Below are 25,971 nucleotides of genomic sequence, written 5' to 3'. Positions count from 1 at the left end.
AACAGTCCGCCGGGATCACCCATCCGCAAGGAGGCCGACCATGTCAGGACCCCGCCCCGTACGAGCACCGCGCGGTACGGAACTGAGCGCCCTGGGATGGCAGCAGGAGGCCGCCCTGCGCATGCTGCAGAACAACCTCGACCCCGAGGTCGCCGAACACCCCGACAAGCTCGTCGTCTACGGCGGCACCGGCAAGGCGGCCCGTGACTGGCGTTCGTTCGACGCGATGGTCCGCACGCTGCGGACCCTGAAGCAGGACGAGACGATGCTCGTCCAGTCCGGCCGTCCGGTCGGCGTCATGCAGACCCACGAGTGGGCCCCGCGCGTCCTCATCGCCAACTCCAACCTCGTCGGCGACTGGGCCAACTGGGAGGAGTTCCGCAGGCTGGAACAGCTGGGCCTGACGATGTACGGCCAGATGACCGCCGGTTCATGGATCTACATCGGCACCCAGGGCATCCTCCAGGGCACCTACGAGACCTTCGCCGCCGTCGCCGCGAAGAAGTTCGGCGGCACGCTCGCGGGCACCGTCACCCTCACCGCCGGCCTCGGCGGCATGGGCGGCGCCCAGCCGCTCGCCGTGACGATGAACGACGGCGTCGCGATCTGCATCGACGTCGACCCGCGTGCCATCGAACGCCGCATCGAACACCGCTACCTCGACGTGCGGGCCGACAACCTGGAGCACGCCCTCCAGCTCGCCGTCGAGGCCCGCGACGCCCGCCGCCCGCTCTCCATCGGCCTCCTCGGCAACGCGGCGGAACTGCTGCCGCGCATGCTCGCCGAGGGCGCCCCCATCGACATCGTCACCGACCAGACGTCGGCCCACGACCCGCTGTCGTACCTGCCGGTGGGCGTGGACTTCGACGACATGGCGTCGTACGCGGCGAAGGACCCGGCCGGTTTCACGACCCGGGCCCGTGAGTCGATGGCCCGGCACGTCGAGGCGATGGTCGGCTTCATGGACGCCGGCGCCGAGGTCTTCGACTACGGCAACTCCATCCGCGGCGAGGCCCAACTCGCCGGATACGACCGCGCGTTCGCCTTCCCCGGCTTCGTGCCCGCCTACATCCGCCCGCTGTTCTGCGAGGGCAAGGGCCCCTTCCGCTGGGCCGCGCTGTCCGGCGAGGCCTCCGACATCCACAAGACGGACAAGGCGATCCTCGACCTCTTCCCCGAGAACGAGTCGCTGCACCGCTGGATCAAGATGGCCGGGGAGCGGGTCCACTTCCAGGGCCTTCCGGCGCGCATCTGCTGGCTCGGCTACGGCGAGCGCGACAAGGCCGGCGAGCGTTTCAACGACATGGTGGCGTCCGGTGAGCTCGCCGCCCCCCTCGCCATCGGCCGCGACCACCTCGACTCCGGCTCCGTCGCCTCCCCGTACCGCGAGACCGAGGCCATGCTCGACGGCTCCGACGCCATCGCCGACTGGCCGCTCCTGAACGCCATGGTGAACGTCGCCTCGGGCGCCTCCTGGGTCTCCATCCACCACGGCGGCGGCGTCGGCATGGGCCGCTCCATCCACGCCGGCCAGGTGTCCGTGGCGGACGGCACGAAGCTCGCCGGCGAGAAGCTGCGCCGGGTGCTCACCAACGACCCCGGCATGGGCGTCATCCGGCACGTCGACGCCGGCTACGACATCGCCGAGACCGCCGCCGACGAGCGGGGCGTGCGCGTCCCCATGCGCGAAGGTGACGACGCGTGACCCATCGCGACGGCGGCTCATTCCATGAGATGTGGCGTGAGCTGCTCCCCGTCGGGCGGCATCCCGACTCTCAGGGCTACCGGCGGTTCGCCTGGACGTCCGCCGACGCCGAGTGCCGGGCCTGGTTCAAGGAGCAGGCCGAGGGGCGGGGGCTTGCGTACGAGGTGGACCGGAACGGGAACCAGTGGGCCTGGCTCGGGGATCCGCGCGCCGCGGACGCCGTCGTCACCGGATCGCATCTCGACTCCGTGCCGGACGGCGGCGCCTTCGACGGCCCCCTCGGCGTCGTGTCCGCCTTCGCCGCGCTCGATGAACTGCGCGCGCGGGGCGTCACGTTCACCAGGCCCCTCGCCCTCGTCAACTTCGGCGACGAGGAGGGCGCCCGCTTCGGGCTCGCCTGCGTCGGCTCCCGGCTCGCCGCCGGGCAGCTCACCGTCGAGCAGGCGCACCGGCTCACCGACGGCGACGGCGTCACCTTCCCGCGGGCCATGGAGGCCGCCGGGTACGACCCCGACGCCATCGGCCCGGACCCGGAGCGGCTCGCCCGCATCGGCGCCTTCGTCGAGCTGCACGTCGAGCAGGGCCGCGCCCTCGACCTGAGCGGGGACCAGGTGGGCATCGCCAGCGCCATCTGGCCGCACGGGCGCTGGCGGTTCGACTTCCGGGGCGAGGCCAACCACGCCGGCACCACCCGCCTCGTGGACCGCCGCGACCCGATGCTGTCGTACGCGGAGACCGTCCTCGCCGCCCGCCGCGAGGCCCGGCTCGCGGGCGCCGTCGCCACCTTCGGCAAGATCTCCGTCGAGCCCAACGGAGTCAATGCCATCCCCTCCCTGGTGCGCGGCTGGCTCGACTCCCGCGCCGCCGACCAGGCCACCCTCGACACGGTGGTCACGGGCATCGAGCAGGCCGCCCGTGAGCACGCCGCCGCCCAGGGCGTCGATCTCGACATCGTCCGTGAGTCGTTCACGCCCGTCGTCGAGTTCGACCACGCCCTGCGCGACGAACTCGCCCGCATCCTCGGCAAGGACAAGGACACCGACCTCACGGTGCCCGTCCTCGGCACCGGCGCCGGACACGACGCCGGGATCCTCTCCGGGACCCTCCCGACCGCCATGCTGTTCGTGCGCAACCCCACGGGCGTCTCGCACTCCCCGGCCGAGTTCGCCGCCGAGGACGACTGCGTGGCCGGGGTGCACGCCCTCGCCGACGTACTGGAAGGACTGGCCTGCCGGTGACCCCCACGCAGCGGACACGGACGTACTGGCTTCAGCACGCCTGGCTCGACACGAACGTCGAGCCCGGCGTCGCCCTCACGGTGTCGGCGAGCGGCTCCGGCGCGGGGACGGGCGGCCGCATCACCGAGGTCCGCACGGGCGTCGACTCCCCGCCGCCCGGCGCCGAGATCCTGCGCGGGCTGACCCTCCCGGGCCTGGCGAACGCCCACAGCCACGCCTTCCACCGCGCCCTGCGCGGCACCGTCCAGGTCGGCTCCGGCACCTTCTGGACCTGGCGCGAGGTCATGTACTCGGTCGCCGACCGGCTGACCCCGGAGACCTACCACCAGCTGGCCCGCGCCGTGTACGCCGAGATGGCGCTGGCCGGCATCACCGCCGTCGGCGAGTTCCACTACCTGCACCACGCCCCCGGCGGCGCCCCGTACGCCGACCCCAACGCCATGGGCGAGGCCCTGATCGAGGCCGCCGCCGAAGCCGGCATCCGCATCACCCTCCTCGACACCGCCTACCTTTCCTCCGGCTTCGGACAGCCGCCCAACGCCCACCAGCTCCGCTTCTCCGACGGCGACGCGGACGCCTGGGCCGAACGCTGTTCACTTCTCAAGGAACGGGATCACGCGAGGATCGGGGCGGCCGTCCACTCCGTACGGGCCGTGCCCGCCGACCAGTTGGCAACCGTGGCGCGCTGGGCCGAGGAGCGCCGGGCGCCGCTGCATGTGCACCTGTCCGAGCAGACCGCCGAGAACGACGCCTGCCGCGCCGCCCACGGCCGCACGCCCACGCAGCTCCTCGCCGACCACGGTGTCCTCGGCCCGCGCACCACCGGCGTCCACAACACCCACCTCACCGACGAGGACATCGCCCTCCTCGGCCGCACCGGCACCGGCACCTGCATGTGCCCGACGACCGAACGCGACCTCGCCGACGGCATCGGCCCGGCCGTCGCCCTCCAGGCCGCGGGCTCGCCCCTCTCCCTCGGCTCCGACAGCCACGCCGTCATCGACCTGCTCGAAGAGGCGCGCGCGATGGAGCTGAACGAGCGGCTGCGCACCCGCACCCGCGGTCACTGGACGGCGGCCGCCCTGCTGCGCGCCGCCTCCGCCGACGGCCACGCAGCCCTCGGCAACCCGGACGCGGGCACCCTGGAGGTCGGCTCGGCCGCCGACTTCACGACGATCGCCCTCGACTCGGTCAGGACGGCCGGCCCGGTACCCCGGCTCGGCGCCGAGACGGCCGTATTCGCGGCGACCGCGGCGGACGTACGGCATACGGTCGTCGCCGGACGTCACGTCGTACGCGACGGGGCGCACACGCTCGTACCGGACGTGCCGCAGGCCCTCGCGCGGGCCGTGGCAGCCCTGCGCGGGTAGCGACCACAGGACCCCGCCCCCACGAGGACACGACCGAGGACACGACGATGAGCAGCAGCACCGGCACGACCACCGTCATCACCAACATCGCCACGCTGGTCACCAACGACCCCTCCCTCGGAGACGGCTCCCCTCTCGGACTGATCCAGGACGCGGCCGTCGTCATCGACGGCGACCGCGTCGCGTGGACCGGTGAATCAAGCAAAGCACCCGCCACTGACAATCGGGTCGACGCGGGCCGCCGGGCGGTGCTCCCGGGCTTCGTCGACTCCCACTCCCACCTGGTCTTCGCGGGCGACCGCACGCAGGAGTTCAACGCCCGGATGTCGGGCCGCGGTTACACGGCGGGCGGCATCCGCACGACGGTCGCGGCGACGCGAGCGGCGAGCGACGAGGAACTCGAAGCGACCCTCGTCCGTTTCCTCGCCGAGGCACTCCGCCAGGGCACCACCACGTTCGAGACGAAGTCCGGCTACGGCCTGACCGTCGCCGACGAGGCCCGCGCCCTGCGCCTCGCGGCGAAGCACACCGACGAGGTGACGTACCTCGGCGCGCACATCGTCTCGCCCGACTACGCCGACGACCCGGCCGCGTACGTCGCCCTGGTCACCGGCGAGATGCTCGACGCCTGCGCCCCGCACGCCCGCTGGATCGACGTGTTCTGCGAGAGGGGCGCGTTCGACGGCGACCAGGCCCGCGCGATCCTCACCGCCGGCAAGGCGAAGGGCCTGCACCCCCGCATCCACGCCAACCAGCTCTCCTACGGCCCCGGCGTGCAGTTGGCGGTCGAGCTGGACGCGGCCAGCGCCGACCACTGCACCCACCTCACCGACGCGGACGTGGACGCGCTGGCGAACGGGAACACGGTCGCCACGCTCCTGCCCGGCGCGGAGTTCTCCACGCGAGCGGAGTGGCCGAACGCCCGCCGCCTGCTGGACGCGGGCGTCACCGTCGCCCTCTCCACGGACTGCAACCCGGGCTCGTCCTTCACCTCGTCCGTGCCGTTCTGCATCGCGCTCGCCGTCCGGGACATGCGGATGACGCCGGACGAGGCGGTGTGGTCGGCGACGGCGGGCGGCGCGGCGGCCCTGCGCCGCACGGACGTGGGCCGCGTGACCCCCGGCGCGTACGCCGACCTGACCCTCCTGGACGCTCCGAGCCACGTCCACCTGGCCTACCGCCCGGGCGTGCCGCTGGTGTCGGGGGTGTGGCGGCGCGGCCGACGGGTCGTCTGAGCAGGGCTCGTCCCCGCCTCCCGCCCCCGGTCCGCCACCGTCCGCCCCCACCCGGTGCCGACGAGCACGAGCACCGCGCCCACGTAGCCGAGCCAGCCGGGCCGGTCCCCGGCGAGCGCGATGCCGACGGCCGCCGCCCACACCGGCTCGGTGCCCAACAGCAGACTGACCCGGGACGGCGACGTACGGCGGACCGCCCACATCTGCACGAAGAACGCGAACAGCGTGCAGAACGCGGAGAGGTAGACAAGGCCGAGCCAGTCCCCGGCGTCGAAGTCCGCGGCGGCGGCCCACGGCGACGCACCCGTCCCCGGCGCCACCGACAGCACCGCGAACACGGCCACCGCACCGCCCAGTTGGACGGTCGTCAGCGACAACGCGTCGGCCCCGCGCACCGACTCCATGCGGGCCATGGCCAGCACGTGCACGGTCCGGGCGACGGCGGCCCCCAGCATCAGCAGATCGCCGCCGGAGGGGGCTGTGAACCCGGCCCCCTGTGTCAGCAGCGCCACACCGAGCACCGACAGCCCCGCCGCCGCCATGAACGCGCCCGGCAGCCGCACGCCCCGCACCCGGCTCTCCGCGAGCGGCGTGAACACCATGGTCAGACTGATGATCAGCCCGGCGTTGGTCGCGGAGGTGTGCACGACCCCGTACGTCTCCAGCAGAAAGATCCCGGCGAGGATCACCCCCAGGCCCCCGGCCCCGCGCACCTGCGTGCCGCTCAACGCCCGCAGCCGCCGCCACCCCGCCACGACCAGCACCGGCAACACCACGGCGAACCGCAGCACCAGCACGGCCAGCACGGTGCCGGAGGTCGTGACCCCCTTCGCCGCGAGATAACTGGACCCCCACACGACGGCGACCAGCAGAACGGGAACATCGGCGAGCCGGGACGGGACGGCGGTCGCAGCGGGGGAGTGGGCCACGGGGCTCCTCACGAACGGACGACGTGACTGGCCCAGCGGCTCTGCTGGTCAGAGGGCTGGAACAGAGTAGTCACCGGGAGGATTCCGGCCAGCGGGTTTCCATCATGAGGACAGCGGACGGCCGAGGGAGCCGACGCGTATGGCGTGCAGGAGGTGGGTGAGGGGGGTGTGGGTGGTGGTGAGGACGGTGGTGGGGTCGTCGGATTCGCGGAGGTGGAGGGTGGTGGGGGTGGAGGCGAGTTCTACGCAGTCATTGCCATCGCCCTCGCCGGAGTACGACGACTTCCGCCAGTTGTGGGGGGAGGTCATGGGGATGCCTCACAGCTCCTTCGTCAGTTGGTGGATGAAGTCACGCGACCGTTCGGGATCGAGTGCCACACCCTCCACTTTATGGAAGCGTGTTCGATAGGCATTGAGCTGAGCCTCGGAATCGATGAAGACCGAGCCGTGGGGCGCGTCACGGACCACAGTGTCCAGCTTGGGCACGGGGCCGTCCACATACGTCATGGTGCTTGAGGCCCTGGAGAAACCGTCCAGGTCGAAGGGAACGACCCGCAGGGTGATGTGCTCCGCCTCCGAAAGCTCAGTCAGCCGGGCGAGTTGAGCCTGCGAGGCTGCGCGGTCGCTGACCCTGATGCGTAGCGCCGCCTCATGGATCACCACTGTGTACGGGAAGGCGAATACTTGGCGGGCCATTCGGTGCTGGACGCGCAACTCAAGCTCTTCTGAAGTGAGTTCGGGAACTCTGGACGAGAAGACTGCGCGAGCGTAGTTCTCCGTTTGCAATAGGCCGGGAACGAACAAGACGGCCACCTCGCGCCGGAACGTGGCGTGGTGATCCAGTTCCGACAGGTCCAGGAACGAGGTCGGCAGCGAGCCCCGGTACTCCTCCCACCACCCCTGTGTGCGATCGGTCGCCATGCTGACCAGGGCGTCGATGAACTCCTCATTCGTGCAGGCGTAGTGGGATGCGAGGCGGCGAAGTCGCTTCTCGCTCACGCCCGCGAGCCCTGACTCGATGTGGGTGATCTGTGCGGGGCTCACGCCGAGCAGTGCCGCTGCCTGGCGGGCAGTGAGGCCTGCCGCCTCACGAAGTCTGCGCAGTTCAGTCGCCAGCCGCAGTTGACGTGCCGTTGGTTCGCGCCTCAAAGCTCTTGACCGCTCCTAGGTTCAACGCGCCCGCGGACGCGACTCGTTCGGCGTCAGATTACGCGATCCGCTTGCCGCGTCTCTATATTTAGATCTACCGTCAGTGACGCAACCTTCACGCTGCGGAAGCGCACCGTTCCGTCCTGCCATGGCGGCTACGGCAATGCCACCGCGCCCTCATCCACCCAACCCCCCCACCCGGAGCTGCCCCATGCCCGAAAGCGCCCCCACCTCCGACTCCTGGGAGTACTCCCTCTACATCCCCACCGACCCCCGCGCCGTCACCGTCTGTCGCCGCACCCTCCGCCTGATCCTCACCCTGCACGGACTCGGCCACCTCGTCGACACGGCGGAGCTGCTCGCCTCGGAGTTGATGTCCAACGTCGTCCTGCACACCAAAGGCCCCGCCTGTCTACGCGTCCGTTTCCGGGGTGGCGTCCTGCAGATCGGAGCCTGGGACGCGGACCCCGAACCCCCCGAGCCGCCAAGCAGGTTGGAGGAACTCGGCGAGGCCGAGAGCGGCCGGGGCATGGCCCTCGTGCGGGCCTGTTCCGATCTCTGGCACTGGCAGCCGCTGTCCCGGTTCGGGCATCGAGGCAAGTTGGTGTGGTGCGAACTGCACGCGGCGTAGCTCGCTGATCACGTCAGGCAGAGAGGGACATGATGACGGCGATGCGGTACTTCTGGCGGCACCCGTTCGCCGAGGAAGGCCGGGAGGAAGGCCGGGAAGAGGGCCGGGAAGAGGGCCGGGCTCAGGAGCGGGCCGACGTGGTTCTGCGGACGCTCAAGTGGCGTGAGGTCGATGTTCCCGACGCGGTTCGCGAGCGGGTGCTCGCCTCCGGTGACCTGGAGGAACTGGGGACCTGGCTCGATCGGGCCTACCAGGTCACCGACGCCTGGGGTTTGTTCGGCGAAGGGTTCTGACGCCGGTGCCGGGGGCCCCGGGGGCCGGAGCCCCCGGGAAGGCCTCATTCCTCCAGGGTCAGGCCCTTGCGCAGGCGCACCAACGTGCGGGACAGCAGGCGGGACACGTGCATCTGGGAGATGCCGAGTTCCTCGCCTATCTCCGACTGGGTCAGGCCGGCGACGAAGCGGAGCGACAGGATCTGCCGGTCGCGGGGCGGGAGTTCGGCGATCAGCGGCTTCAACGACTCGACGTACTCGATGCCTTCGAGTCCGTGGTCCTCGTAGCCGATGCGGTCGGCGAGCGCGCCTTCCGCGTCGTCCTCCTCCGGCTGAGCGTCGAGCGACGAGGCCGTGTACGCGTTCGACGCGGCCATGCCCTCGACGACCTCCTCCCGCGAGAGGTCGAGGCGCTCGGCCAGCTCCGCGACGGTGGGCGCGCGGTCGAGCTTCTGGGCCAGTTCGTCGCCCGCCTTGGCCAGGTCGAGCCGGAGCTCCTGGAGTCGGCGCGGGACGCGCACCGACCACGACGTGTCGCGGAAGAAGCGCTTGATCTCGCCGATGATGGTTGGCATCGCGAAGGTCGGGAACTCGACGCCGCGCGAGAGCTCGAAGCGGTCGATCGCCTTGATCAGGCCGATGGTGCCGACCTGGATGATGTCCTCCATCGGCTCACTGCGCGAGCGGAACCGGGAGGCGGCGAACTTGACCAGCGCGAGGTTCAGTTCGACGAGGGTGTTGCGCACGTACGAGTATTCGTGCGTGCCCTCTTCGAGGGACTCGAGCCGCGCGAACAGGGTCTTGGACAGGGCCCGTGCGTCGACGGGGCCGACCTCGTCGTACGGGGGGATCTCCGGAAGTCCGGCGAGGGCGTCGGTGGGGTCGACGTCCAGCGCCGTGGTCTGGGCGATGGGTTCCAGATGTTCTTGTTCCGGAGGGGGTGTCGACGTCGCTCCGCGGGTATGCGGTGCGTCGAGCCGGGGTGACATGATGTCCTCCATCGTTCTCGGCGTATGGCTGCCGAAGCCAGTGAGCGCACTACGGTGTGCGGCGCCTCCAAAGCCGGCCGTGTCGGTTACGTGTTCCTACTAGCCCTACCCGCTTTACTCGACCAACCGCAAGTGGCTTTTGTGCGGTTATGTCCGTTTGTGGGTGATTGTTCGGGTGTTGAGGTGCGGGTCGAAGGCGTAGGGTTCGAGGGCGTCAGCAAGCAGTTCACGACCCCAGGAGAAGAGACGGCATGGACCGCGGGACGGTCGGCAGCGCACAGTCTGGCCGGCTTCTGGTCGAGGTGCGGGATGAGGGCTCCAGCGCCGTCGTGACCCCGGCAGGTGAGTTGGATCACCACACCGCCGATCTGTTGCGTGAGCCACTCGAAGACTGCCTCGCCCGGGGGCACAACCGGCTGGTGGTGGACTGCACCCGCCTGGAGTTCTGCGACTCCACCGGACTGAACGTGCTGCTCGGAGCACGTCTGAAGGCGGAGGCGGCCGGTGGCGGAGTCCATCTCGCGGGGATGCTGCCCGTGGTGGCGCGGGTCTTCGAGATCACCGGCGCGGACGCGGTGTTCACCGTGCACGCCACCGTCGAGGCGGCTCTGGCCGACGACGGCTGAACTTCGCCGCCCGCCGGGGAAAGGGTGCGAACGGGTGGGAACGGGGGGTGTTCCGCCGGTTCCCCCGGGCAGGAGACACCCTGGACCTGAACATGTCGGCGGCAAGGTCGACGAGAACGCCGTCGGTCTACGTACTACCCACGTACGCCCACGTACAGAGTTTGTAGAGATCCGACTCTTGAATTGTGAACCGGTTAATCGGGGAATCGGTGAGGTGAAGCGCTGATGAGCACCACCCGGCCTTACTCGCCGGGCGACCGCGGGCCGGAGCCCAGCGGCGCTTCCGGGTCGTCCGAAGGGGGCACGGCAGCAGAGGCGTCGGGGTCGCCCAGAGCGTCCGGGCCCTCCGGGTCCTCCGGGTCCTCCGGTGCGTCGGGTGCGTCCGGTGCGTCCGGTGCGTCGGGGGCGTCCGGGGTGTCGGGCGGCCGTCACGTGCGCCGGCTGAGCTTCGACGGCGCCAGCGGGGTCGTCCCGCTCGCCCGCGACTTCGCCCGCCAGGCGCTGTACGCGTGGGGCTGGCTGCCGGCCGCCACCGCCGACCAGCGGGCCGCCGCGGAGGACGTGCTGCTCGTCGTCTCCGAGCTGGTCACCAACGCGTGTCTGCACGCCGAGGGGCCGGACCGGATGGTCCTCGGCTGCGACAACAAGGTGATCCGCGTCGAGGTCTCCGACCGCGGCACGGGCCAGCCGGCCCCGCGCACCCCGCACCGCGCTGGCCGCCCCGGCGGACACGGCATGTTCATCGTCCAGCGCCTCTGCCTGGACTGGGGCGTCGTACGCGCCCCGGGCATCGCGGGCAAGACGGTCTGGGCGGAACTGGGCGCCCCGGCGTAACTCGGCGTGCTCCACCGTCAGTTCAATCCGTTGTGTTCATCTGGCTTCGGCGTGGGGCAGCGTCAGCACCCCGACGGGACCGTCGCCGTCCCCGAAGTGCTGCGTCGCCGGGGTGTTTCCGACGTTCTCGGAACCCCCTGAACCCGTGCGCCGGATCCCCACAACTCCGGCGCGCACCTTCTCTTCCCTCCTCATCGCCCCGGGCGTACCTTGACGGCTCAATCTGATGCCTCGTCAGTAAGGGCGGGGCGGTGGGAGTGAGGGGACGGGACCGTGTCGAACCGGAAGCGAACCGCCGCGCTCGCGACGGCCGCGGCCCTGGCCGGCTCGGCGGTGTGGATGGCCGCCCCGGTGGCCGTGGCCGAGGTCGTGAACGTCAACTACGGCTGCAAGACGCCCATCGGCGACAAGAGCGCCGTCTCGCCGATCGACATCAAGGGCGTCAAGAGCGGCGCCGGCTACAAGATCACCATGTCCTGGCAGAAGGGCGTGTCCTCCAGCCCCGTCGAACTCGGCGCCGGCTCGATGAAGCCGAGCGCCACGATCAAGCTGGGCGGCGCCGACCAGGGCACCCTGAACGTCAGCGGCCCCGCCAACGCGGCCGCGATCCCCGAGAACACCCCCATCAAGATCAGTGACCTGAGCGGCACGTACACCCCGAAGGAGACCGGCAAGGTCACCTTCACGCCCGGCGTGCTCACCATCAAGGCGCTCGGCACGATCACCACCTGCACGCCCAGCGGCAGCCCCGGACCGTCCCTCACCCTCGACGTGACGGCGGCGGGCGGCGGCGCCAAGAGCGACGGCGGATCCGACGACTCCGGCGGCGACCTACCGCAGACCGGCCCCGAGGACTCCGCGATCGCCCTCGGCACCCTCGGCGGCACGGTGCTGCTCGCGGGCGCGGCGGGCGTCCTGTGGCTGACCCGGCGAGGCCAGACGGCACGCGTCCGCCGCTGACCGCCCCTCGTACGAGTGCTGGAGCCGCCGATGCCGTACGCCCCCGCCCGAGCCCTGCTCCTGACCCTCCCGCTGCTGCTCGCCGCCGCGCCTGCCGTCACGCCTGCCCTCACGCCGGCCGCCACGCCGCACGGCTGGTCGGTCGCGCCCACCGGCGGCGGGCGGCCGTCCTTCTACGCGGAGGGCGCGCCCGGGGCGGTGCTCCAGGACACGGTCTCCGTGACCAACCGGGGCGCCGAGCCGCTCACCGTACGGCTGCGCGCCACCGGCGCGGGGACCGGCGCCGGGGCTGGTCTTGGGGTCGTCTTCGCCGACGCGGCCCCCACCGTCCCCGCCCGCACCCGCGCCGAGGTGCCGTTCACGGTGACGATTCCGGTCGATGCGGAGCCCGGCGACCGGGTCGGCGAGATCGTCGTACGGGACGCGGTCGGCCGCGAGGCCACCGTCCGGCTGCTGATCCGGGTCGGCGGACCCGAACTGGCCGCGCTGACTGTCGAACACGTGGCCGTGCGCGGCGACCGCATCACGTACGAGCTGGTCAACCGGGGTACCACGGCCCTCGTCCCGAGGCTCGCCGTCCACGCGGACGGGGTCCTCGGCGCCGTCCTGGACCGTCCCGCGCGCACCCTGCCCGTCCAGCTGGCGCCGGGCCGCCGTCTCGCTCTCGACGAGCCGTGGCCCGACCGGCCGGCCCTGGACGCCGTCACCGTCCGCCTGACGGTCACCGCGCCCGGCGCGGGGCAGGCCACCGGGCGGGCGTCGGCGCGGTTCGTGCCCCCGGGCACGGCGGCCGGCGCGCTGTCGGTCGCGGCGGCCGGTGCGACCGGTGCGGCCGTCGTGGTCGTACGACGACGCAAGCCGATCCGGAGGGAGCGCTGACGTGAGAGATGGGGGAGACGGGGGAGATGGGGGAGGCGTGAGAGGCGAGCTTCGGATCACGGCGCTGGTGGCGGCCCTGCTCCTGCTTCTGCTGCCGCTGCTTCCGCTGTCCCTGGCCGGCCCGGCCTCGGCGGCCGACGGGCCGACCGTCACCCTCTCCAAGGCCCAGGCGGGAACCGGCGGTTCGATCACCGTCAGCGGCAGTGGCTGGCGTGCGCGCACGCTGCTGATGCTGCTGGTCTGCGGGCAGGCGACACCCGCCCGGGGCGTGGTCGGCGGCACCAACTCCTGCGCCAACGCCGACGGCCGCGCCGTCACCACCGGCGCCGACGGCCGCTTCAGCCGGGCCCTGCCGGTGGCCGAGCCGCCGGCGCCCTGCCCGTGCGTGGTGCACGTGGCCACCGCGACCGGCGAGAAGGCGCAGGCCGACGCCGTGTTCCAGGTGGCCGGCCACCCGGTCCGGCCGCTGCCCGCAGCGGCCTCCGGCGGACGCCTCTCCGTGCTCACCGACACCCGGCTCGACGGCTCCGGCGGTCTGCTGACCTGGTTCGGGGCGCCGCCCGCCCGCACGCTGGTCTTCACCGTCGGCAACGTCGGCGCCGCACCCGTCGAGAACCCCGTGTTCCAGGTCGGCGCCGCCCACGGGGTGTTCGCCCCGCAGTGGGACGAACGGCAGTGGCGCGGCACGATCGACCCCGGTGGGAAGGCCCGCGTCGAACTGCCCGTCGAACTCGCCGCCGGCGCCCACGGCGACTACACGGTCTCCCTGAAGTACGGCGGGAAGGTCCTCGCCGAGCAGCCGTGGGGCGTGGGCCGGCCCTGGGGCGTGACCCTGTTCTGGATCCTGCTCTGCGTGGTGGTGCCGGCGGCGCTGTTCCGCATCGGGATGGCGGTGGTGGACCGGGTACGACCGCGGCACGCGGCCCGCCGCCCCGCCCGCACCCGACGGCCGTGGCCCACCCCGTGGCGCCGGACCGGGACGGCGGCCCCTGCCCCGGCCTCGGAGCCGGCGCCGCCCTCCTCGACCGCGACCCTGCCGTGGTTCACCCCGGACACCGGTCCGGACCCGGCGGGCCGGCTCTCCGCACCGCACGAAAACCGACGCACGAGTCCTACGACTCCTACGGGTCCCACGACTCCCACGACTCCCGGAGGGAAGGCAACGAGTTGAGCGAGAGAGCCGTACCACCACCAGAGCATGCGCCTGATCGCGCGCCCGCGCGGAAGCGGGCGGCGGCGGCCGGCGTCGCCGTCATGCTCACCGGGGCGGCCGTCCTGCTGGGCGTGACCGCCGGGCAGGCGCAGGCCGCCGAGGTGTCCTACGCCACCAAGTGCGTGCCGCCCTCGGGCATCGGCCTGCCCGACGTCAACGGCACCACCAAGGTCGACATCACCGCGCCGGCCACGGCGAAGGTCGGCGACACCGTCGACATCGTCTGGAAGTTCACGCAGGCCGCGTCGAAGAACCCCGACATCATCGACCTGCCCGCGAACTCGGTCCAGCCGTCCGGCACCCTCAAGGCGGCCGGCGCGCAGACCGCGGACATCGCGATGCAGGGGCCCCGCGAGAACCCGGCGATCCCCAAGGGCGGCGCGATGACGCTGTCCGACATGAAGGGCACGCTGAAGCTGACGGCGGCGGGGCAGGTGACGCTGACGCCGGACGCGTACGTCGTCAACGCGCTGGGGACGAACACCGACTGTGCGCCGACGGAGGCGGTCCAGCCCGCGGTGACCATCACGGTGACGGCGGGGCAGGGGAGTTCGGGCTCGTCCTCGCCGAGTACGTCCCCCTCGCAGAGCCAGAGCCAGAGCCAGAGCCCGAGCGGGTCGCCGTCGTCGAGCGCGTCCACCTCGCCCAGCGCCTCCCCGTCGTCCCCGACCGGCGGTGACGACGGCCGGACCGACTTCACCGGCAAGGTCGTCGACATCCCCTACACCTGCGCCTCGCCCATCGGGCAGCAGAAGGCGACCTCGCCGATCCAGATCAACGCCAAGAAGAACAGCGGGAGTTACGACCTCACCGTGCAGTTCAAGAAGTCGGTGATGAACAGCCCGATCACCATCCCGGCCGGCAAGGTGAAGCCGACCATGCAGATCGTGCTCGGCGGCGCGGACTCGGGTTCGGTGAAGGTGGAGGGGCCGCTGAACTCTGCGCCGATTCCGCAGAACTCCCCGATCGAGATCCCGGACCTCAAGGGCGTCTACAAGCCCGGCGCGACCGGTGAGTCCACGCTCTCCCCGGGCGTCCTGCTGGTCGAGGCCATGGGCACCAAGACCACGTGCACCCCGGACCGCACGGCCGTCTCGCTGACCCTGAACACCGAGGAGCAGGCGAGCGGCGCGTCCGGCGGCAGCGGGTCGTCCTCGGGCGGCAGTACGTCGACCAGCGGCGGCCTCGCGGAAACGGGCTCCGGCGACCACGGCGCCCTGAAGGCGCTGGGCCTGGTGGCGGGTACGGCGATCCTGCTGGGCGGCGCGGTCTTCACGTTCATGCCCGGACGGAGGACGCGCTGAGCGACCTGGGTCATAACGAGGAGGGCCGCCGCACCCACGTGGATGCGGCGGCCCTCCCTCGCTCGGGCCGGACGTCAGTGCACGTCGCCCATGAGCTCCTTGACCTTCTTGCGGTACATCCACACCGCCGCACCGGCGATGACGGCGAGCACGGCCTCCAGGGCCACGATGCCCGTCTTGTTGAGGTCGACGCCGGCGATGGACAGCAGGCCGGTCGTGGCGTCACCGGCGGTGACGGCCAGGAACCAGACGCCCATCATCTGCGAGGCGTACTTCGCGGGAGCCATCTTCGTGGTGACCGACAGGCCGACCGGGGAGACGGTCAGCTCGCCGACGGTCTGGACGAAGTAGATCGCCGCCAGCCACAGCGCGGCCGCCTTGTGACCGCCCTCGGCGATCGACAGCGGGGCCAGGAAGAGGAAGAAGGACGCGCCGATCAGCGTCAGACCCATCGCGAACTTCGTCGCGGTGCTCGGCTCCTTGCCGCGGCGGGCCAGCGCCAGCCAGGCCCAGGCGAAGAGCGGGGCCAGCGCCATGATCATGACCGGGTTGACCGACTGGTACCAGGAGACCGGGAAGTCCCAGCCGAAGACGCTGTTGTCCGCGGAGGAATCGGCGAACAGGGACACCGTCGAGCCGCCCTGGTCGTAGATCATCCAGAACACGGCCGCGGCCACGAAGAACCAGATGTACGCGGTCAGCTTGGACTGCTCGGCGCGGTCCAGTTCCTTGTCCCGCTTCATCCGGGCGATGACGACGACCGGGATGATCAGGCCGGCGACGGTGATCGGGACCAGCAGCCAGTTCAGCGTGTAGACGCCGGAGACGCCGACGACGGCGTAGAAGACGATCGCGACGGCCGCCCAGAACGCGGCCTTGCGCAGCGTGGCCGCCTTCTCCTGCGCGGACAGCGGCGTCGGGACGACGTCCGAGCGGGCACTCAGGTGGCGGCTGCCCAGCAGGAACTGGGCGAGGCCCAGCGCCATGCCGAGCGCGGCGAGCGCGAAGCCCAGGTGCCAGTTGACGTTCTCGCCGATGGTGCCGATGACCAGCGGCGCGGCGAACGCGCCCGCGTTGATGCCGATGTAGAAGAGCGTGAAGCCACCGTCGCGGCGCGGGTCGTCGGGGCCGTCGTAGAGGTGGCCGACCATGGTGGAGATGTTGGCCTTGAGCAGGCCGGAGCCGACGGCGACCAGACCGAGGCCCGCGTAGAAGGTGCCGGCGTTCGGCAGCGCGAGGGTGAGGTGGCCGAGCATGATGATCGCGCCGGCGACCGCGACCGTCTTGCGGGGGCCGAGGACGCGGTCCGCGAACCAGCCGCCGGGCAGGGCGAGCAGGTACACGAGCGACAGGTAGACCGAGTAGATCGCCGTCGCGGTCGCCGCGCTGAGGTGCAGGCCGCCGGGGGCGACCAGGTACAGCGGGAGCAGGGCCCTCATGCCGTAGTAGGAGAACCGTTCCCACATCTCGGTCATGAAGAGGGTGGCCAGTCCGCGGGGGTGGCCGAAGAAGGTCTTCCCGGAGCCGGGGGTGCCCGGGCGGACCGAGTCCTTCGTCAGGCTGGACGCCATGTCGTTCCTTGCTGCTCGGGACGCGCTGCACAGCGGCGGTGCGCGCCCGGTGGGGGGGCGGCCGGCACCGGCGGACGCGTCGTCCACCCCTACGCCCGGGGGGATTGCGCTCCGGGTCTCGGAACGCGGACGGCGACCACCGGGATCCACGCCCCCTTGAGTCGGGGGCCCGGCCACAGGTCGTTCCTTTCAAGGCCGGCGCGAACCGGCCCGCACACAAAAGGGACCCTCAGCGTCAAACTGGCCGCCAAAGGTCCTTGTGTACTACAGGCGTTCTTTCACCATACGACAGCGCAACGCCGGATATGGAAGGACTTGAGACACGGATCACAGGTGATCAAGGAACCTGGAGCCGTGATTCGAAGGTATGTACCAGGATGCCATCCCTCGACCGTAGGTACGTACCAAGATCGCCGAGGGAACGGTCACCGCCCCGCACACCGTCTGTCCGGCATGTCCGTAGGTAAGAAACAGTGCGGGCGATCACACTTCGAGGGCCGCCCCGCGCGGACTACCATCAGCTCATGACCCGTGTACTGCTCGCCGAGGACGACGCGTCCATCTCGGAGCCGCTGGCCCGCGCCCTGCGCCGGGAAGGGTACGAGGTCGAGGTGCGTGAGGACGGCCCCACCGCACTCGACGCCGGAATGCAGGGCGGTGTCGACCTGGTCGTGCTGGACCTCGGCCTGCCCGGCATGGACGGCCTGGAGGTGGCCCGCCGGCTGCGCTCCGAGGGCCACGCCATCCCGATCCTCATCCTCACCGCGCGCGCCGACGAGGTGGACACCGTCGTCGGTCTGGACGCGGGCGCCGACGACTACGTCACCAAGCCCTTCCGGCTCGCCGAACTCCTCGCCCGCGTCCGGGCCCTGCTGCGGCGCGGCGCCTCCGAACCGCAGCAGCCGCCCGCCACCCACGGCGTGCGCATCGACGTCGAGTCGCACCGCGCGTGGATGGGCGACGAGGAACTCCAGCTGACGGCCAAGGAGTTCGACCTCCTGCGGGTCCTCGTCCGCGACGCGGGCCGGGTCGTCACCCGCGACCAGCTGATGCGCGAGGTCTGGGACACCACCTGGTGGTCGTCGACCAAGACGCTGGACATGCACATCTCCTGGCTGCGCAAGAAACTCGGCGACGACGCGGCGAATCCCCGCTACATCGCCACGGTGCGCGGGGTGGGCTTCCGCTTCGAAAAGAGCTGAGCGCTGCCGCGGGTCGCGTTGTCGGGTGCGGGCCGGTGGGACTTCTCGCGCAGTTCCCCGCGCCCCTGGGTGGGTTGCCCATACCCATCTCGTAACGTCACCGCCCGGAGGGCCTTGTGCGTCGCCGTCTCATTCAGTCCACGCTTGCCGTCGTGCTCGTCGTCATCGCCGTCTTCGGGGTGTCCCTCGTCCTCGTCGAGACCCGCACGATCAGCAACAGCGCCCAGGAGCGGGTGGACTCCGAGGCGCTGCGGCTGGCCAGCATCGTGGACAGCCGGCTGGTCGGCTCGGAGAACATCACCGCCGAGATACTGCGCGACCAGGTCACACAGGACCGTTACGCCGAGATCCGGATCCCCGGCCGGCCGGTCATCCAGGTCGGGGCCAAGCCCGAGGGCGACGTCATCAGGTCGACGGCCGACGGCGAGGAGGGCGAGACCGTCGTGGTCCAGGAGCCCCGCTCCACGGTGACCCGCGAGGTCGGCCGGACCCTGCTGATCATCGGCCTGGTGGCGCTGCTCGCGGTGATCGCGGCGGTGCTGCTGGCCATCCGCCAGGCCAACCGCCTCGCCTCCCCCCTGACCGACCTCGCCGAGACCGCGGAACGCCTGGGCTCGGGCGACCCGCGCCCCCGCCACAAGCGGTACGGCGTCCCGGAGCTGGACCGGGTCGCCGACGTCCTCGACTCCTCCGCGGAACGCATCGCCCGCATGCTCACCGCCGAACGCCGGCTCGCGGCGGACGCCTCCCACCAGCTGCGCACCCCCCTCACCGCCCTCTCCATGCGTCTGGAGGAGATCACCCTCACCGACGACCCGGACACCGTGAAGGAGGAGGCGACGATCGCGTTGACGCAGGTGGAGCGACTGACGGACGTCGTGGAGCGCCTCCTGACCAACGCCCGGGACCCGCGCACCGGCTCGGCGGTCACCTTCGACCTCGACGAGGTCATCCAGCAGCAGCTCGCCGAGTGGCGCCCCGCCTACCGCGGGGTGGGCCGGGCCATCGTCAGCTCCGGCAAGCGCCATCTGCGGGCGGTGGGCACGCCCGGCGCGGTCGCCCAGGTGCTGGCCGCGCTGATCGAGAACTCCCTCATGCACGGCGGCGGCACGGTGGCCCTGCGCACCCGCGTCACCGGCAACCAGTCCGTGGTCGAGGTGACGGACGAGGGACCTGGCGTCCCCGCCGACCTGGGCGCCCGCATCTTCGAGCGGGCCATCAGCGGCCGCAACTCCACGGGCATCGGCCTGGCCGTGGCCCGCGACCTCGCGGAGGCCGACGGCGGCCGCCTGGAGATGCTCCAGGCCCAGCCCCCGGTCTTCGGCCTGTTCCTGTCCCGCACGGCCCCGCAGAAACGCACTGCGGACGACGAGGAACCGACGGTCAGGTAGGGGCCTCAGGCCTCGGACAGGGGTTTTCAGGCCGTCGCTCAACGCATCCGCTGCGCAGCCGTGGGCTGCGGCTCCGGCGGCCTGGGCCTGGTCTGCTCCGCCACCGCGAGGAACGACTCCGCGCTGGCCACCGCCTCCTTCGCGGGCAGCGCACGGAACACCCACGTCCGGTAGGACCAGAACCGGAACAGCGTCGCGATCCCGATCCCGACGAACTTGAACACGTTGCTCTGCAGCGGACTGTCCCACCCGAATCCGTACGTCGCCGCGAACAGCAACCCGTTCTCGATCACCAGCCCCACCATGCTGAACAGCAGGAACAGCGTCAGTTCCTTCGTACGCCCGCTCTTGTCGCGGTCACGGTAGGTGAAGTAGCGGAACCCGACGTAGTTGAAGACGATCGACACGACGGTGGCTATGACGCTCGCCCGCACCACCTGCAGATCGGTGAGATGCCGGACGAGGTTGAACACACCGAGGTTGACCAGCAGCCCCGCACCGCCCACCGCTCCGAACTTCGCGAGCTCATGGACGAGCCTCTTCAGCCCCGAGGAACCATGCGGCATGGTCGGACAGGCCCCCGTTCGGGTTCGGTTTCGTCAACCCAGCCATGCTAACCACCACTCTTGTCGGTTTCCTGTGGTACGGCTCACCAGCCGGTGACCAGGGGAGAAGAAGCCGGGAAACAGCGGGTATGAGGCCGGAAAGGCACGGGTAAGAGGCGCGGGATCCGGCCGCGGCGGCGTGGCCGATACCCTGGGGTGGTGACGTTCCCGGTAGTCGGCATGGTCGGCGGGGGTCAGCTCGCTCGTATGACACACGAGGCGGGCATCCCGCTCGGCATCAGATTCAAGCTCCTCAGTGACACCCCACAGGATTCCGCGGCGCAGGTCGTGAGCGAGGTCGTCGTCGGCGACTACCGCGATCTGGACACGCTGCGTGCGTTCGCGCGCGGGTGCGATGTGATCACTTTCGATCACGAACACGTTCCCACCGAGCACCTCAGGGCGCTGGAGGCGGACGGCATTCCCGTCCGCCCGGGCCCCGACGCGCTGGTGCACGCCCAGGACAAGGGGGTGATGCGCGCCAAGCTCGACGCGATCGGTGTCCCGTGCCCGAGGCACCGGATCGTGACCGACCCGGCCGACGTCGCCGCGTTCGCCGCCGAGGGCGAAGGCTTCCCGGTGGTCCTGAAGACCGTCCGGGGCGGCTACGACGGCAAGGGCGTGTGGGTCGTCGACTCCGCCGAGGAGGCCGCGGACCCCTTCCGCGCCGGCGTGCCCGTCCTCGCCGAGGAGAAGGTCGACTACGTCCGCGAGCTCGCCGCCAACGTCGTCCGCTCCCCGCACGGCCAGGCCGTCGCCTACCCGGTCGTCGAGTCCCGGCAGGTGAACGGCGTCTGCGACACCGTGATCTCGCCCGCCCCCGGCCTCGATGGGACCCTCGGCCTGCGCGCCGAGGAGCTGGCCCTGCGCATCGCCAAGGAGCTGGACGTCGTCGGCCACCTCGCGGTCGAACTGTTCGAGACCCGCGACGGCCGCATCCTCGTCAACGAGCTCGCGATGCGCCCCCACAACTCGGGCCACTGGACCCAGGACGGCGCGATCACCTCGCAGTTCGCCAACCACGTCCGCGCCGTCCTCGACCTCCCCCTCGGCGACCCGCGCCCCCGCGCGAAGTGGACGGTCATGGTCAACGTCCTCGGCGGCGACTACCCCGACATGTACTCCGCGTACCTGCACTGCATGGCCCGCGACCCCCAGCTGAAGATCCACATGTACGGCAAGGACGTGAAGCCCGGCCGCAAGGTCGGTCACGTCAACACCTACGGCGACGACCTGGACGACGTCCTCGAACGCGCACGTCACGCAGCCGGTTACCTGAGAGGCACGATCACCGAATGAGCCCTGTCGTAGGCATTGTCATGGGGTCGGACTCCGACTGGCCCGTCATGGAGGCCGCCGCCCAGGCCCTCGACGAGTTCGAGATCGACTACGAGGTCGACGTCGTCTCCGCGCACCGCATGCCGCGCGAGATGGTCGCCTACGGCGAGCAGGCGGCCGAGCGCGGACTCAAGGTGATCATCGCGGGCGCCGGCGGCGCGGCCCACCTGCCCGGCATGCTCGCCTCGGTCACCCCGCTGCCCGTCATCGGCGTCCCCGTGCCCCTGAAGTACCTGGACGGCATGGACAGTCTGCTGTCGATCGTGCAGATGCCGGCCGGCGTCCCGGTCGCCACGGTCTCCGTCGGCGGCGCCCGCAACGCCGGTCTGCTCGCCGCCCGCATCCTCGCCACCCAGGACGAGGAGCTGCTCACCCGCATGCGGGAGTTCCAGCAGGAGCTGGGCGACCAGGCCACCGAGAAGGGCAAGCGCCTGCGCGCCAAGGTCGAGGGCTCCAACGGCTTCGGCTTCGGAAAGTGACCCGGACACCGATGACCTCACTGGACGAGGCCCGCGAGCTCCTGCGCGAGTTCCCCGTCGTCGACGGCCACAACGACCTGCCCTGGGCGCTGCGCGAACAGGTCCGCTACGACCTCGACGCCCGCGACATCGCCACGCCCCAGCACGCCCACCTGCACACCGACATCCCCCGGCTGCGCGCGGGCGGGGTCGGCGCGCAGTACTGGTCGGTGTACGTGCGCGCGGACCTGCCCGACGCGGTCCCGGCGACGCTGGAGCAGATCGACTGCGTGCGGCAGCTCATCGCCCGCCACCCGGCCGACCTGCGGGCCGCGCTCACCGCCGCCGACATGGAGGCGGCGCGCGCCGAGGGCCGTATCGCCTCGCTGATGGGCGCGGAGGGCGGCCACTCCATCGCCAACTCGCTCGGCGCGCTGCGCGGCCTGTACGCGCTGGGCGTGCGCTACATGACGCTCACCCACAACGACAACGTGGACTGGGCGGACTCCGCGACCGACGAGCCCCGCGTCGGCGGCCTGTCGGCCTTCGGCCGTGCGGTCGTGCGGGAGATGAACCGCGAGGGCATGCTGGTCGACCTCTCGCACGTGGCGGCGACGACGATGCGCGACGCGCTGGACGCCTCGACCGCCCCGGTGATCTTCTCCCACTCCTCCGCCCGGGCCGTCTGCGACCACCCCCGCAACGTCCCGGACGACGTCCTGGAACGCCTGCCGGCCAACGGCGGCATGGCGATGGTGACGTTCGTGCCGAAGTTCGTCCTCCAGGCGGCGGTCGACTGGACGGCCGCGGCCGACGACAACATGCGCGCCCACGGCTTCCACCACCTCGCGACCACCCCCGAGGCGATGAAGGTCCACCGGGCCTTCGAGGAGACGAACCCGCGCCCGATCGCCACCGTCGCCACGGTCGCCGACCACCTCGACCACATGCGCGAGGTCGCCGGCATCGACTGCCTCGGCATCGGCGGCGACTACGACGGCACGGCCTTCACCCCCGACGGCCTGGACGACGTCTCCGGCTACCCGAACCTGCTCGCGGAACTCCTCGACCGCGGCTGGTCGAAGCCGGACCTCGCCAAGCTGACCTGGCAGAACGCGGTGCGGGTGCTGGGCGCGGCGGAGGACGTCGCCCGCGACCTTCAGGCGACGCGCGCACCGTCCAACGCGACGATCGGCTCACTGGACGGCTGACCCCACGCGCAGGTCGACCCGTACGCAAGGGCGGGGCAGTCGGTGCAGCCGGCGGCCCCGCCCGGCCGTACCCCGAACGCCCCGCCCACCAGGAAGCGCACCCCCGGCCGTGGGACCGTGACCGTACTGCTGATCGACGTACGGAGACCGTCATGGCCGACCTCCAGGACGAACTGCACTCCCTCCCCGAGGCCGGCGACCACGAGGCACATGACGAGGCCCCTGACGAGGCGCGTCACGCGAGACGGGAGGGCTCTCGCGCCCCCGGCCCCCAGACCCCGGCCGAAGCCGACGACGACCTGGACCGCGCCCGCGCCGTCCTCGCCGCGCATCCCGTCGCCGACGGCTACAGCGGACTGCCCTGGGCCCTGCGCCACCTGTCCTGGTACGACCTCCAGCTCGGCGAGACCGCCGTCGACACGGACGTGCCCCGACTGCGCGAGGGCCATGTCGGCGCGCTGCTGTGGTCGCTGCACCTGCCCGAGGGCCTCGCCGCCGACCGGGCCGTCGGCGCCACCCTGGAGCAGCTCGACCTCGTCCGGTCGGTGATCGCCGCCCACCCCGAGGGGCTGCGGCTCGCGCTCAGCGCCGGGCAGGTCATCGACGCCCGCAACTGCGGCCGCGTCGCCGTCGTCCTGGGCCCGGCCACGGCCGCCGCGCTCGACGACTCCCTCGGCATCCTGCGGGCACTGCACTTCCTCGGGCTGCGCGTCCTCACCCTCACCGGCGCCTCCTGGGCGAGCGGGGCGGGGCTGACCCGGTTCGGCGAGGAGGTCGTGCGCGAGATGAACCGGCTCGGCGTGCTCGCCGACCTCTCCGGCGCCTCCGACACCACGGTCCGCCGCGCCGTCGCCCTCTCCAAGACGCCGGTCCTGTGCACCCGCTCCGCTGCCCGCGCCCTGCGCCCCCACCCCGACAACCTTCCCGACGACCTGCTCGCCGAGCTGGGCGCGGCCAAGGGCCTGTGCCTGGTGCCGCTGACCGCCGAGCAGACCGGCCCGAGCGTCCGGGACGTCGCCGACCATCTCGACCACGTCCGTGCGCTCGCCGGCCCGGACAGCGTCGGCCTGTCCGGAACCTTCGACTCCGGAACCGCCCACCCGCAGGGCCTCGCCGACGCCTCCGGCTACCCGCACCTCATCGCCGAACTCCTCCGCCGCGGCTGGCCGGAGACCGACGTCGCCCTGCTGACCTGGGGAAACATACAGCGCGTCCTGCGCAGCGCCGACTTCGCGGCCCGCGCGGCACAGGAACGCCGGGAGCCGTCGACGGCACGCATCGCCCACCTGGACGGCTGAACCGGCCCAGGGCCTGAGGGCCTCAGGTTCTCAGGGGTGATCGATCCGGCAGAGGCAGAACGGATGCCCCGCCGGATCGGCGTACACCTGGAACTCCTTCTTCTCCCGGTCCTCCAGATCCAGCGGCCGCGCGCCCAGCGCCAGCACCCGCTCATGGGCCGCGTCCATCTCCGCCCAGGTGGCGCCGCCGTCGAAGTCGAGGTGGAACTGCTGGGGGTTGCGGTCGGCGCGCGGCCACTCGGGCGGGGTGTACCCCGCCACCTGCTGGAACGCGATCCGGGGACCGCCGGGGACCGGCAGGACGATCCAGTCCTCCTCCCCCTCCTCGGCCTCGGGCGTACCGCCTGCGACCGCCGCGTAGAACGCGGCGAGCGCGCGCGGGTCGGGACAGTCGATCACGACGCTACGGAAACGGGCCACGGGCGGCACGGTGCCTCCAGGTGTCAGCAGGCGCAGAGACAGAACGGGTGCCCGGCCGGATCCGCGTAAACCCGGAAGGTCCGCGACCGGTCCTCGGCGTCCAGCGGCTTCGCGCCGAGCGCCAGCACGCCCTTCTCCGCCGTGTCCAGGTCGTCGACCGTCAGGTCCAGGTGGAACTGCTGCGACGCGTCGGGCGCGGGCCACTTCGGCGGCACGAACCCGGGGGCGGCCTGGAAGGCAAGTGTCTGCCCGCCGGGCAGCTTCAGGTCCACCCAGTCCTCCTCGTCCACGACGCTGCCGCCCAGCACCTCGGCGTAGAACCCGGCCAGCGCACGCGGGTCGGGACAGTCCAGGACGACGGAACCCAGCTTGGCGAGAGCCATGACTTCCTCCTTGAAGTTGCCTGCACGCGGTTACCTGTACGGCGGTTACCTGTATAGACGGGTAACCGGTAACGGTTACTGCATGCTCCCGCATCGGGGGTAACGTCGCAAGCATGAGTGACAGATCGGCCGCGCCCGGCGACCTGGCCCTGGTCGAGTCCCTGGTGAACACGCTGGACATCGAGTCGGGCGCCGACTCGCTGGACACGCCGGAGGGCCGGGCGCGGTTCGGGCTCGCCGAGGGCGAGGTGGAGCGGGCCCGCGAGCTGCGGGAGTCCCTGCGCGCGGCCCTCCTGGCCCACGCCGGCCACGCACCGCACCGCGAGGTGACCCCGCTGGGCGAGCTGCTGGCGGCGGCCCCCCTGCTGGTGACGGTGGACGCGCACGACGGCTCGGCCCGCCTCGCCCCCGCGGAGGCCGAGAGGCCCCCGCTGCTCTCCCGTACGGCCGCAGCCGTGGCGCAGGCGCTGATCGCGGGCACCTGGACCAGGCTGAAGGCCTGCGAGGCCGCGGACTGCCACTGGGCGTACTACGACCGCAGCCCGGCCGGCCGGGGCCGCTGGTGCTCGATGCAGGTGTGCGGGGCGCGCGCCAAGATGCGCCGCTACCGCGCGAAGTAGTCCCGCCGACGAGCCGGGCGAACTCGATGCGTTGCCGGCCGGACAGGGGGGTGCCTCTATGTCTTCCGTCAAGGCGCCCCTGACGGGTTTGGTGTGGTTCGGGGTTGCTGGGGTTATGCGGCGAGCTCGACGTCCGTCGG

General features: G+C 71.7%; 27 protein-coding genes. 19 read left to right on the top strand and 8 right to left on the bottom strand.

All coding sequences use genetic code 11. The features are described from left to right. Positions 1 to 40 precede the first annotated feature (40 nt). From hutU to hutI, 4 genes are read left to right on the top strand one after another with little or no spacing between them, the layout of a single operon-like run. The gene (gene hutU, locus ACIBAF_RS17265; RefSeq protein ID WP_399464063.1) at positions 41 to 1,705 is read left to right on the top strand and encodes a urocanate hydratase; all 1,665 of its coding nucleotides are present in this window, start codon (positions 41 to 43) and stop codon (positions 1,703 to 1,705) included. Positions 1,706 to 1,734: 29 nt separating this feature from the next. Further along, positions 1,735 to 2,943 carry an allantoate amidohydrolase gene (locus tag ACIBAF_RS17260; RefSeq protein WP_399464228.1) on the top strand — a complete coding sequence of 403 codons (1,209 nt, stop codon included), beginning with the start codon at positions 1,735 to 1,737 and terminating at the stop codon, positions 2,941 to 2,943. Next, positions 2,940 to 4,313: a formimidoylglutamate deiminase gene (locus ACIBAF_RS17255; protein WP_399464062.1), complete on the top strand. Its 1,374-nt coding sequence runs from the start codon at positions 2,940 to 2,942 to the stop codon at positions 4,311 to 4,313. The genes ACIBAF_RS17260 and ACIBAF_RS17255 overlap by 4 nt, the downstream gene beginning before the upstream one ends. 47 nt (positions 4,314 to 4,360) lie before the next feature. Then, a complete protein-coding gene (hutI, locus tag ACIBAF_RS17250) occupies positions 4,361 to 5,548 on the top strand; it encodes an imidazolonepropionase (protein ID WP_399464061.1) in 1,188 nt (395 codons plus the stop codon). On the opposite strand, the gene ACIBAF_RS17245 is transcribed toward hutI, so the two are convergent. The 3 genes from ACIBAF_RS17245 to ACIBAF_RS17235 all read right to left on the bottom strand — a co-directional run bounded on the left by ACIBAF_RS17245 (position 5,488) and on the right by ACIBAF_RS17235 (position 7,626). Beyond that, the gene (locus ACIBAF_RS17245; RefSeq protein WP_399464060.1) at positions 5,488 to 6,477 is read right to left on the bottom strand and encodes a DMT family transporter; all 990 of its coding nucleotides are present in this window, start codon (positions 6,475 to 6,477) and stop codon (positions 5,488 to 5,490) included. The two genes, hutI and ACIBAF_RS17245, sit on opposite strands and share 61 nt — an antisense overlap. Before the next feature lie 102 nt (positions 6,478 to 6,579). After that, positions 6,580 to 6,786: a DUF397 domain-containing protein gene (locus ACIBAF_RS17240; protein WP_399464059.1), complete on the bottom strand. Its 207-nt coding sequence runs from the start codon at positions 6,784 to 6,786 to the stop codon at positions 6,580 to 6,582. Positions 6,787 to 6,795: 9 nt separating this feature from the next. Beyond that, complete coding sequence (locus ACIBAF_RS17235) at positions 6,796 to 7,626, bottom strand: helix-turn-helix transcriptional regulator (RefSeq protein WP_399464058.1); 831 nt, start codon at positions 7,624 to 7,626, stop codon at positions 6,796 to 6,798. A 211-nt stretch (positions 7,627 to 7,837) separates the two neighbouring features. On the opposite strand from ACIBAF_RS17235, the gene ACIBAF_RS17230 reads away from it, so the two are divergent. Together ACIBAF_RS17230 and ACIBAF_RS17225 are read left to right on the top strand one after the other, a co-directional pair. Further along, positions 7,838 to 8,257: an ATP-binding protein gene (locus ACIBAF_RS17230; protein ID WP_399464057.1), complete on the top strand. Its 420-nt coding sequence runs from the start codon at positions 7,838 to 7,840 to the stop codon at positions 8,255 to 8,257. A 41-nt stretch (positions 8,258 to 8,298) separates the two neighbouring features. Beyond that, positions 8,299 to 8,550, top strand: coding sequence for a hypothetical protein (locus ACIBAF_RS17225; protein ID WP_399464056.1), 252 nt, complete (start codon positions 8,299 to 8,301; stop codon positions 8,548 to 8,550). 44 nt (positions 8,551 to 8,594) lie between these two features. Here ACIBAF_RS17225 and ACIBAF_RS17220 read toward each other — a convergent pair whose 3' ends face one another. Further along, positions 8,595 to 9,530 (bottom strand): RNA polymerase sigma factor SigF, encoded by a 936-nt coding sequence (locus tag ACIBAF_RS17220; protein WP_399464055.1) that lies wholly within the window; start codon positions 9,528 to 9,530, stop codon positions 8,595 to 8,597. 239 nt (positions 9,531 to 9,769) lie between these two features. Between ACIBAF_RS17220 and ACIBAF_RS17215 the strand changes: the two genes are divergently transcribed. The 6 genes from ACIBAF_RS17215 (at position 9,770) to ACIBAF_RS17190 (ending at position 15,334) form a co-directional block, all read left to right on the top strand. Continuing rightward, positions 9,770 to 10,144, top strand: a complete 375-nt coding sequence (locus ACIBAF_RS17215; RefSeq protein WP_399464054.1) for an STAS domain-containing protein — start codon at positions 9,770 to 9,772, stop codon at positions 10,142 to 10,144. Positions 10,145 to 10,369: 225 nt separating this feature from the next. Next, positions 10,370 to 10,978 (top strand): ATP-binding protein, encoded by a 609-nt coding sequence (locus ACIBAF_RS17210; RefSeq protein ID WP_399464053.1) that lies wholly within the window; start codon positions 10,370 to 10,372, stop codon positions 10,976 to 10,978. 273 nt (positions 10,979 to 11,251) lie between these two features. Then, positions 11,252 to 11,938: an LPXTG cell wall anchor domain-containing protein gene (locus ACIBAF_RS17205; protein WP_399464052.1), complete on the top strand. Its 687-nt coding sequence runs from the start codon at positions 11,252 to 11,254 to the stop codon at positions 11,936 to 11,938. Positions 11,939 to 11,968: 30 nt separating this feature from the next. Beyond that, positions 11,969 to 12,817, top strand: a complete 849-nt coding sequence (locus ACIBAF_RS17200; RefSeq protein WP_399464051.1) for a hypothetical protein — start codon at positions 11,969 to 11,971, stop codon at positions 12,815 to 12,817. Between the two features lie 37 nt (positions 12,818 to 12,854). Further along, on the top strand, positions 12,855 to 13,988 hold the full coding sequence (locus tag ACIBAF_RS17195; RefSeq protein ID WP_399464050.1) for a hypothetical protein: 1,134 nt from the start codon (positions 12,855 to 12,857) through the stop codon (positions 13,986 to 13,988). Between the two features lie 83 nt (positions 13,989 to 14,071). After that, entirely contained in the window at positions 14,072 to 15,334 is a 1,263-nt protein-coding gene (locus tag ACIBAF_RS17190; protein ID WP_399464227.1) for a hypothetical protein, read from the top strand. Between the two features lie 74 nt (positions 15,335 to 15,408). On the opposite strand, the gene ACIBAF_RS17185 is transcribed toward ACIBAF_RS17190, so the two are convergent. After that, positions 15,409 to 16,905, bottom strand: a complete 1,497-nt coding sequence (locus ACIBAF_RS17185) for an oligopeptide:H+ symporter (protein ID WP_399464049.1) — start codon at positions 16,903 to 16,905, stop codon at positions 15,409 to 15,411. 524 nt (positions 16,906 to 17,429) lie between these two features. Between ACIBAF_RS17185 and ACIBAF_RS17180 the strand changes: the two genes are divergently transcribed. Both ACIBAF_RS17180 and ACIBAF_RS17175 read left to right on the top strand, forming a co-directional pair. Next, positions 17,430 to 18,107 (top strand): response regulator transcription factor, encoded by a 678-nt coding sequence (locus tag ACIBAF_RS17180; RefSeq protein ID WP_069768534.1) that lies wholly within the window; start codon positions 17,430 to 17,432, stop codon positions 18,105 to 18,107. 116 nt (positions 18,108 to 18,223) lie between these two features. After that, entirely contained in the window at positions 18,224 to 19,498 is a 1,275-nt protein-coding gene (locus ACIBAF_RS17175; RefSeq protein WP_399464048.1) for an ATP-binding protein, read from the top strand. Between the two features lie 38 nt (positions 19,499 to 19,536). Here the strand turns inward: ACIBAF_RS17175 and ACIBAF_RS17170 are convergent, their stop codons facing one another. Then, entirely contained in the window at positions 19,537 to 20,064 is a 528-nt protein-coding gene (locus ACIBAF_RS17170) for a GtrA family protein (protein ID WP_399464047.1), read from the bottom strand. 198 nt (positions 20,065 to 20,262) lie between these two features. Between ACIBAF_RS17170 and ACIBAF_RS17165 the strand changes: the two genes are divergently transcribed. The 4 genes from ACIBAF_RS17165 to ACIBAF_RS17150 all read left to right on the top strand — a co-directional run bounded on the left by ACIBAF_RS17165 (position 20,263) and on the right by ACIBAF_RS17150 (position 24,408). Beyond that, a complete protein-coding gene (locus tag ACIBAF_RS17165; protein ID WP_399464046.1) occupies positions 20,263 to 21,402 on the top strand; it encodes a 5-(carboxyamino)imidazole ribonucleotide synthase in 1,140 nt (379 codons plus the stop codon). Continuing rightward, on the top strand, positions 21,399 to 21,920 hold the full coding sequence (purE, locus tag ACIBAF_RS17160; protein WP_319674983.1) for a 5-(carboxyamino)imidazole ribonucleotide mutase: 522 nt from the start codon (positions 21,399 to 21,401) through the stop codon (positions 21,918 to 21,920). The genes ACIBAF_RS17165 and purE overlap by 4 nt, the downstream gene beginning before the upstream one ends. 11 nt (positions 21,921 to 21,931) lie before the next feature. After that, positions 21,932 to 23,110, top strand: coding sequence for a dipeptidase (locus tag ACIBAF_RS17155; protein WP_399464045.1), 1,179 nt, complete (start codon positions 21,932 to 21,934; stop codon positions 23,108 to 23,110). Positions 23,111 to 23,262: 152 nt separating this feature from the next. Then, on the top strand, positions 23,263 to 24,408 hold the full coding sequence (locus ACIBAF_RS17150; protein WP_399464044.1) for a dipeptidase: 1,146 nt from the start codon (positions 23,263 to 23,265) through the stop codon (positions 24,406 to 24,408). Between the two features lie 30 nt (positions 24,409 to 24,438). Here ACIBAF_RS17150 and ACIBAF_RS17145 read toward each other — a convergent pair whose 3' ends face one another. Further along, positions 24,439 to 24,837, bottom strand: coding sequence for a VOC family protein (locus ACIBAF_RS17145; protein ID WP_399464043.1), 399 nt, complete (start codon positions 24,835 to 24,837; stop codon positions 24,439 to 24,441). Positions 24,838 to 24,851: 14 nt separating this feature from the next. Further along, on the bottom strand, positions 24,852 to 25,211 hold the full coding sequence (locus ACIBAF_RS17140; protein ID WP_399464042.1) for a VOC family protein: 360 nt from the start codon (positions 25,209 to 25,211) through the stop codon (positions 24,852 to 24,854). A 113-nt stretch (positions 25,212 to 25,324) separates the two neighbouring features. On the opposite strand from ACIBAF_RS17140, the gene ACIBAF_RS17135 reads away from it, so the two are divergent. Continuing rightward, a complete protein-coding gene (locus tag ACIBAF_RS17135) occupies positions 25,325 to 25,831 on the top strand; it encodes a CGNR zinc finger domain-containing protein (RefSeq protein WP_399464041.1) in 507 nt (168 codons plus the stop codon). Positions 25,832 to 25,971: the final 140 nt, after the last annotated feature.

The sequence above is a fragment of the Streptomyces sp. NPDC051677 genome, assembly GCF_044453465.1.
Lineage (GTDB): Bacteria > Actinomycetota > Actinomycetes > Streptomycetales > Streptomycetaceae > Streptomyces.
Note: the sequence above shows the minus strand (reverse complement) of the source record. Positions and strands in the feature narration are given on the sequence as shown.

Coding starts and splice junctions, on each gene's coding strand:
- ACIBAF_RS17190 (WP_399464227.1), top strand. CDS start 14,072: ATGCTCACCGGGGCGGCCGTCCTGCTGGGCGTGACCGCCGGGCAGGCG.
- ACIBAF_RS17140 (WP_399464042.1), bottom strand. CDS start 25,211: ATGGCTCTCGCCAAGCTGGGTTCCGTCGTCCTGGACTGTCCCGACCCG.
- ACIBAF_RS17180 (WP_069768534.1), top strand. CDS start 17,430: ATGACCCGTGTACTGCTCGCCGAGGACGACGCGTCCATCTCGGAGCCG.
- ACIBAF_RS17260 (WP_399464228.1), top strand. CDS start 1,735: ATGTGGCGTGAGCTGCTCCCCGTCGGGCGGCATCCCGACTCTCAGGGC.
- ACIBAF_RS17210 (WP_399464053.1), top strand. CDS start 10,370: ATGAGCACCACCCGGCCTTACTCGCCGGGCGACCGCGGGCCGGAGCCC.
- purE (WP_319674983.1), top strand. CDS start 21,399: ATGAGCCCTGTCGTAGGCATTGTCATGGGGTCGGACTCCGACTGGCCC.
- ACIBAF_RS17225 (WP_399464056.1), top strand. CDS start 8,299: ATGCGGTACTTCTGGCGGCACCCGTTCGCCGAGGAAGGCCGGGAGGAA.
- ACIBAF_RS17220 (WP_399464055.1), bottom strand. CDS start 9,530: ATGGAGGACATCATGTCACCCCGGCTCGACGCACCGCATACCCGCGGA.
- ACIBAF_RS17200 (WP_399464051.1), top strand. CDS start 11,969: ATGCCGTACGCCCCCGCCCGAGCCCTGCTCCTGACCCTCCCGCTGCTG.
- ACIBAF_RS17240 (WP_399464059.1), bottom strand. CDS start 6,786: ATGACCTCCCCCCACAACTGGCGGAAGTCGTCGTACTCCGGCGAGGGC.
- ACIBAF_RS17135 (WP_399464041.1), top strand. CDS start 25,325: ATGAGTGACAGATCGGCCGCGCCCGGCGACCTGGCCCTGGTCGAGTCC.
- ACIBAF_RS17170 (WP_399464047.1), bottom strand. CDS start 20,064: ATGCCGCATGGTTCCTCGGGGCTGAAGAGGCTCGTCCATGAGCTCGCG.
- ACIBAF_RS17150 (WP_399464044.1), top strand. CDS start 23,263: ATGGCCGACCTCCAGGACGAACTGCACTCCCTCCCCGAGGCCGGCGAC.
- ACIBAF_RS17215 (WP_399464054.1), top strand. CDS start 9,770: ATGGACCGCGGGACGGTCGGCAGCGCACAGTCTGGCCGGCTTCTGGTC.
- ACIBAF_RS17185 (WP_399464049.1), bottom strand. CDS start 16,905: ATGGCGTCCAGCCTGACGAAGGACTCGGTCCGCCCGGGCACCCCCGGC.
- ACIBAF_RS17155 (WP_399464045.1), top strand. CDS start 21,932: ATGACCTCACTGGACGAGGCCCGCGAGCTCCTGCGCGAGTTCCCCGTC.
- hutU (WP_399464063.1), top strand. CDS start 41: ATGTCAGGACCCCGCCCCGTACGAGCACCGCGCGGTACGGAACTGAGC.
- ACIBAF_RS17230 (WP_399464057.1), top strand. CDS start 7,838: ATGCCCGAAAGCGCCCCCACCTCCGACTCCTGGGAGTACTCCCTCTAC.
- hutI (WP_399464061.1), top strand. CDS start 4,361: ATGAGCAGCAGCACCGGCACGACCACCGTCATCACCAACATCGCCACG.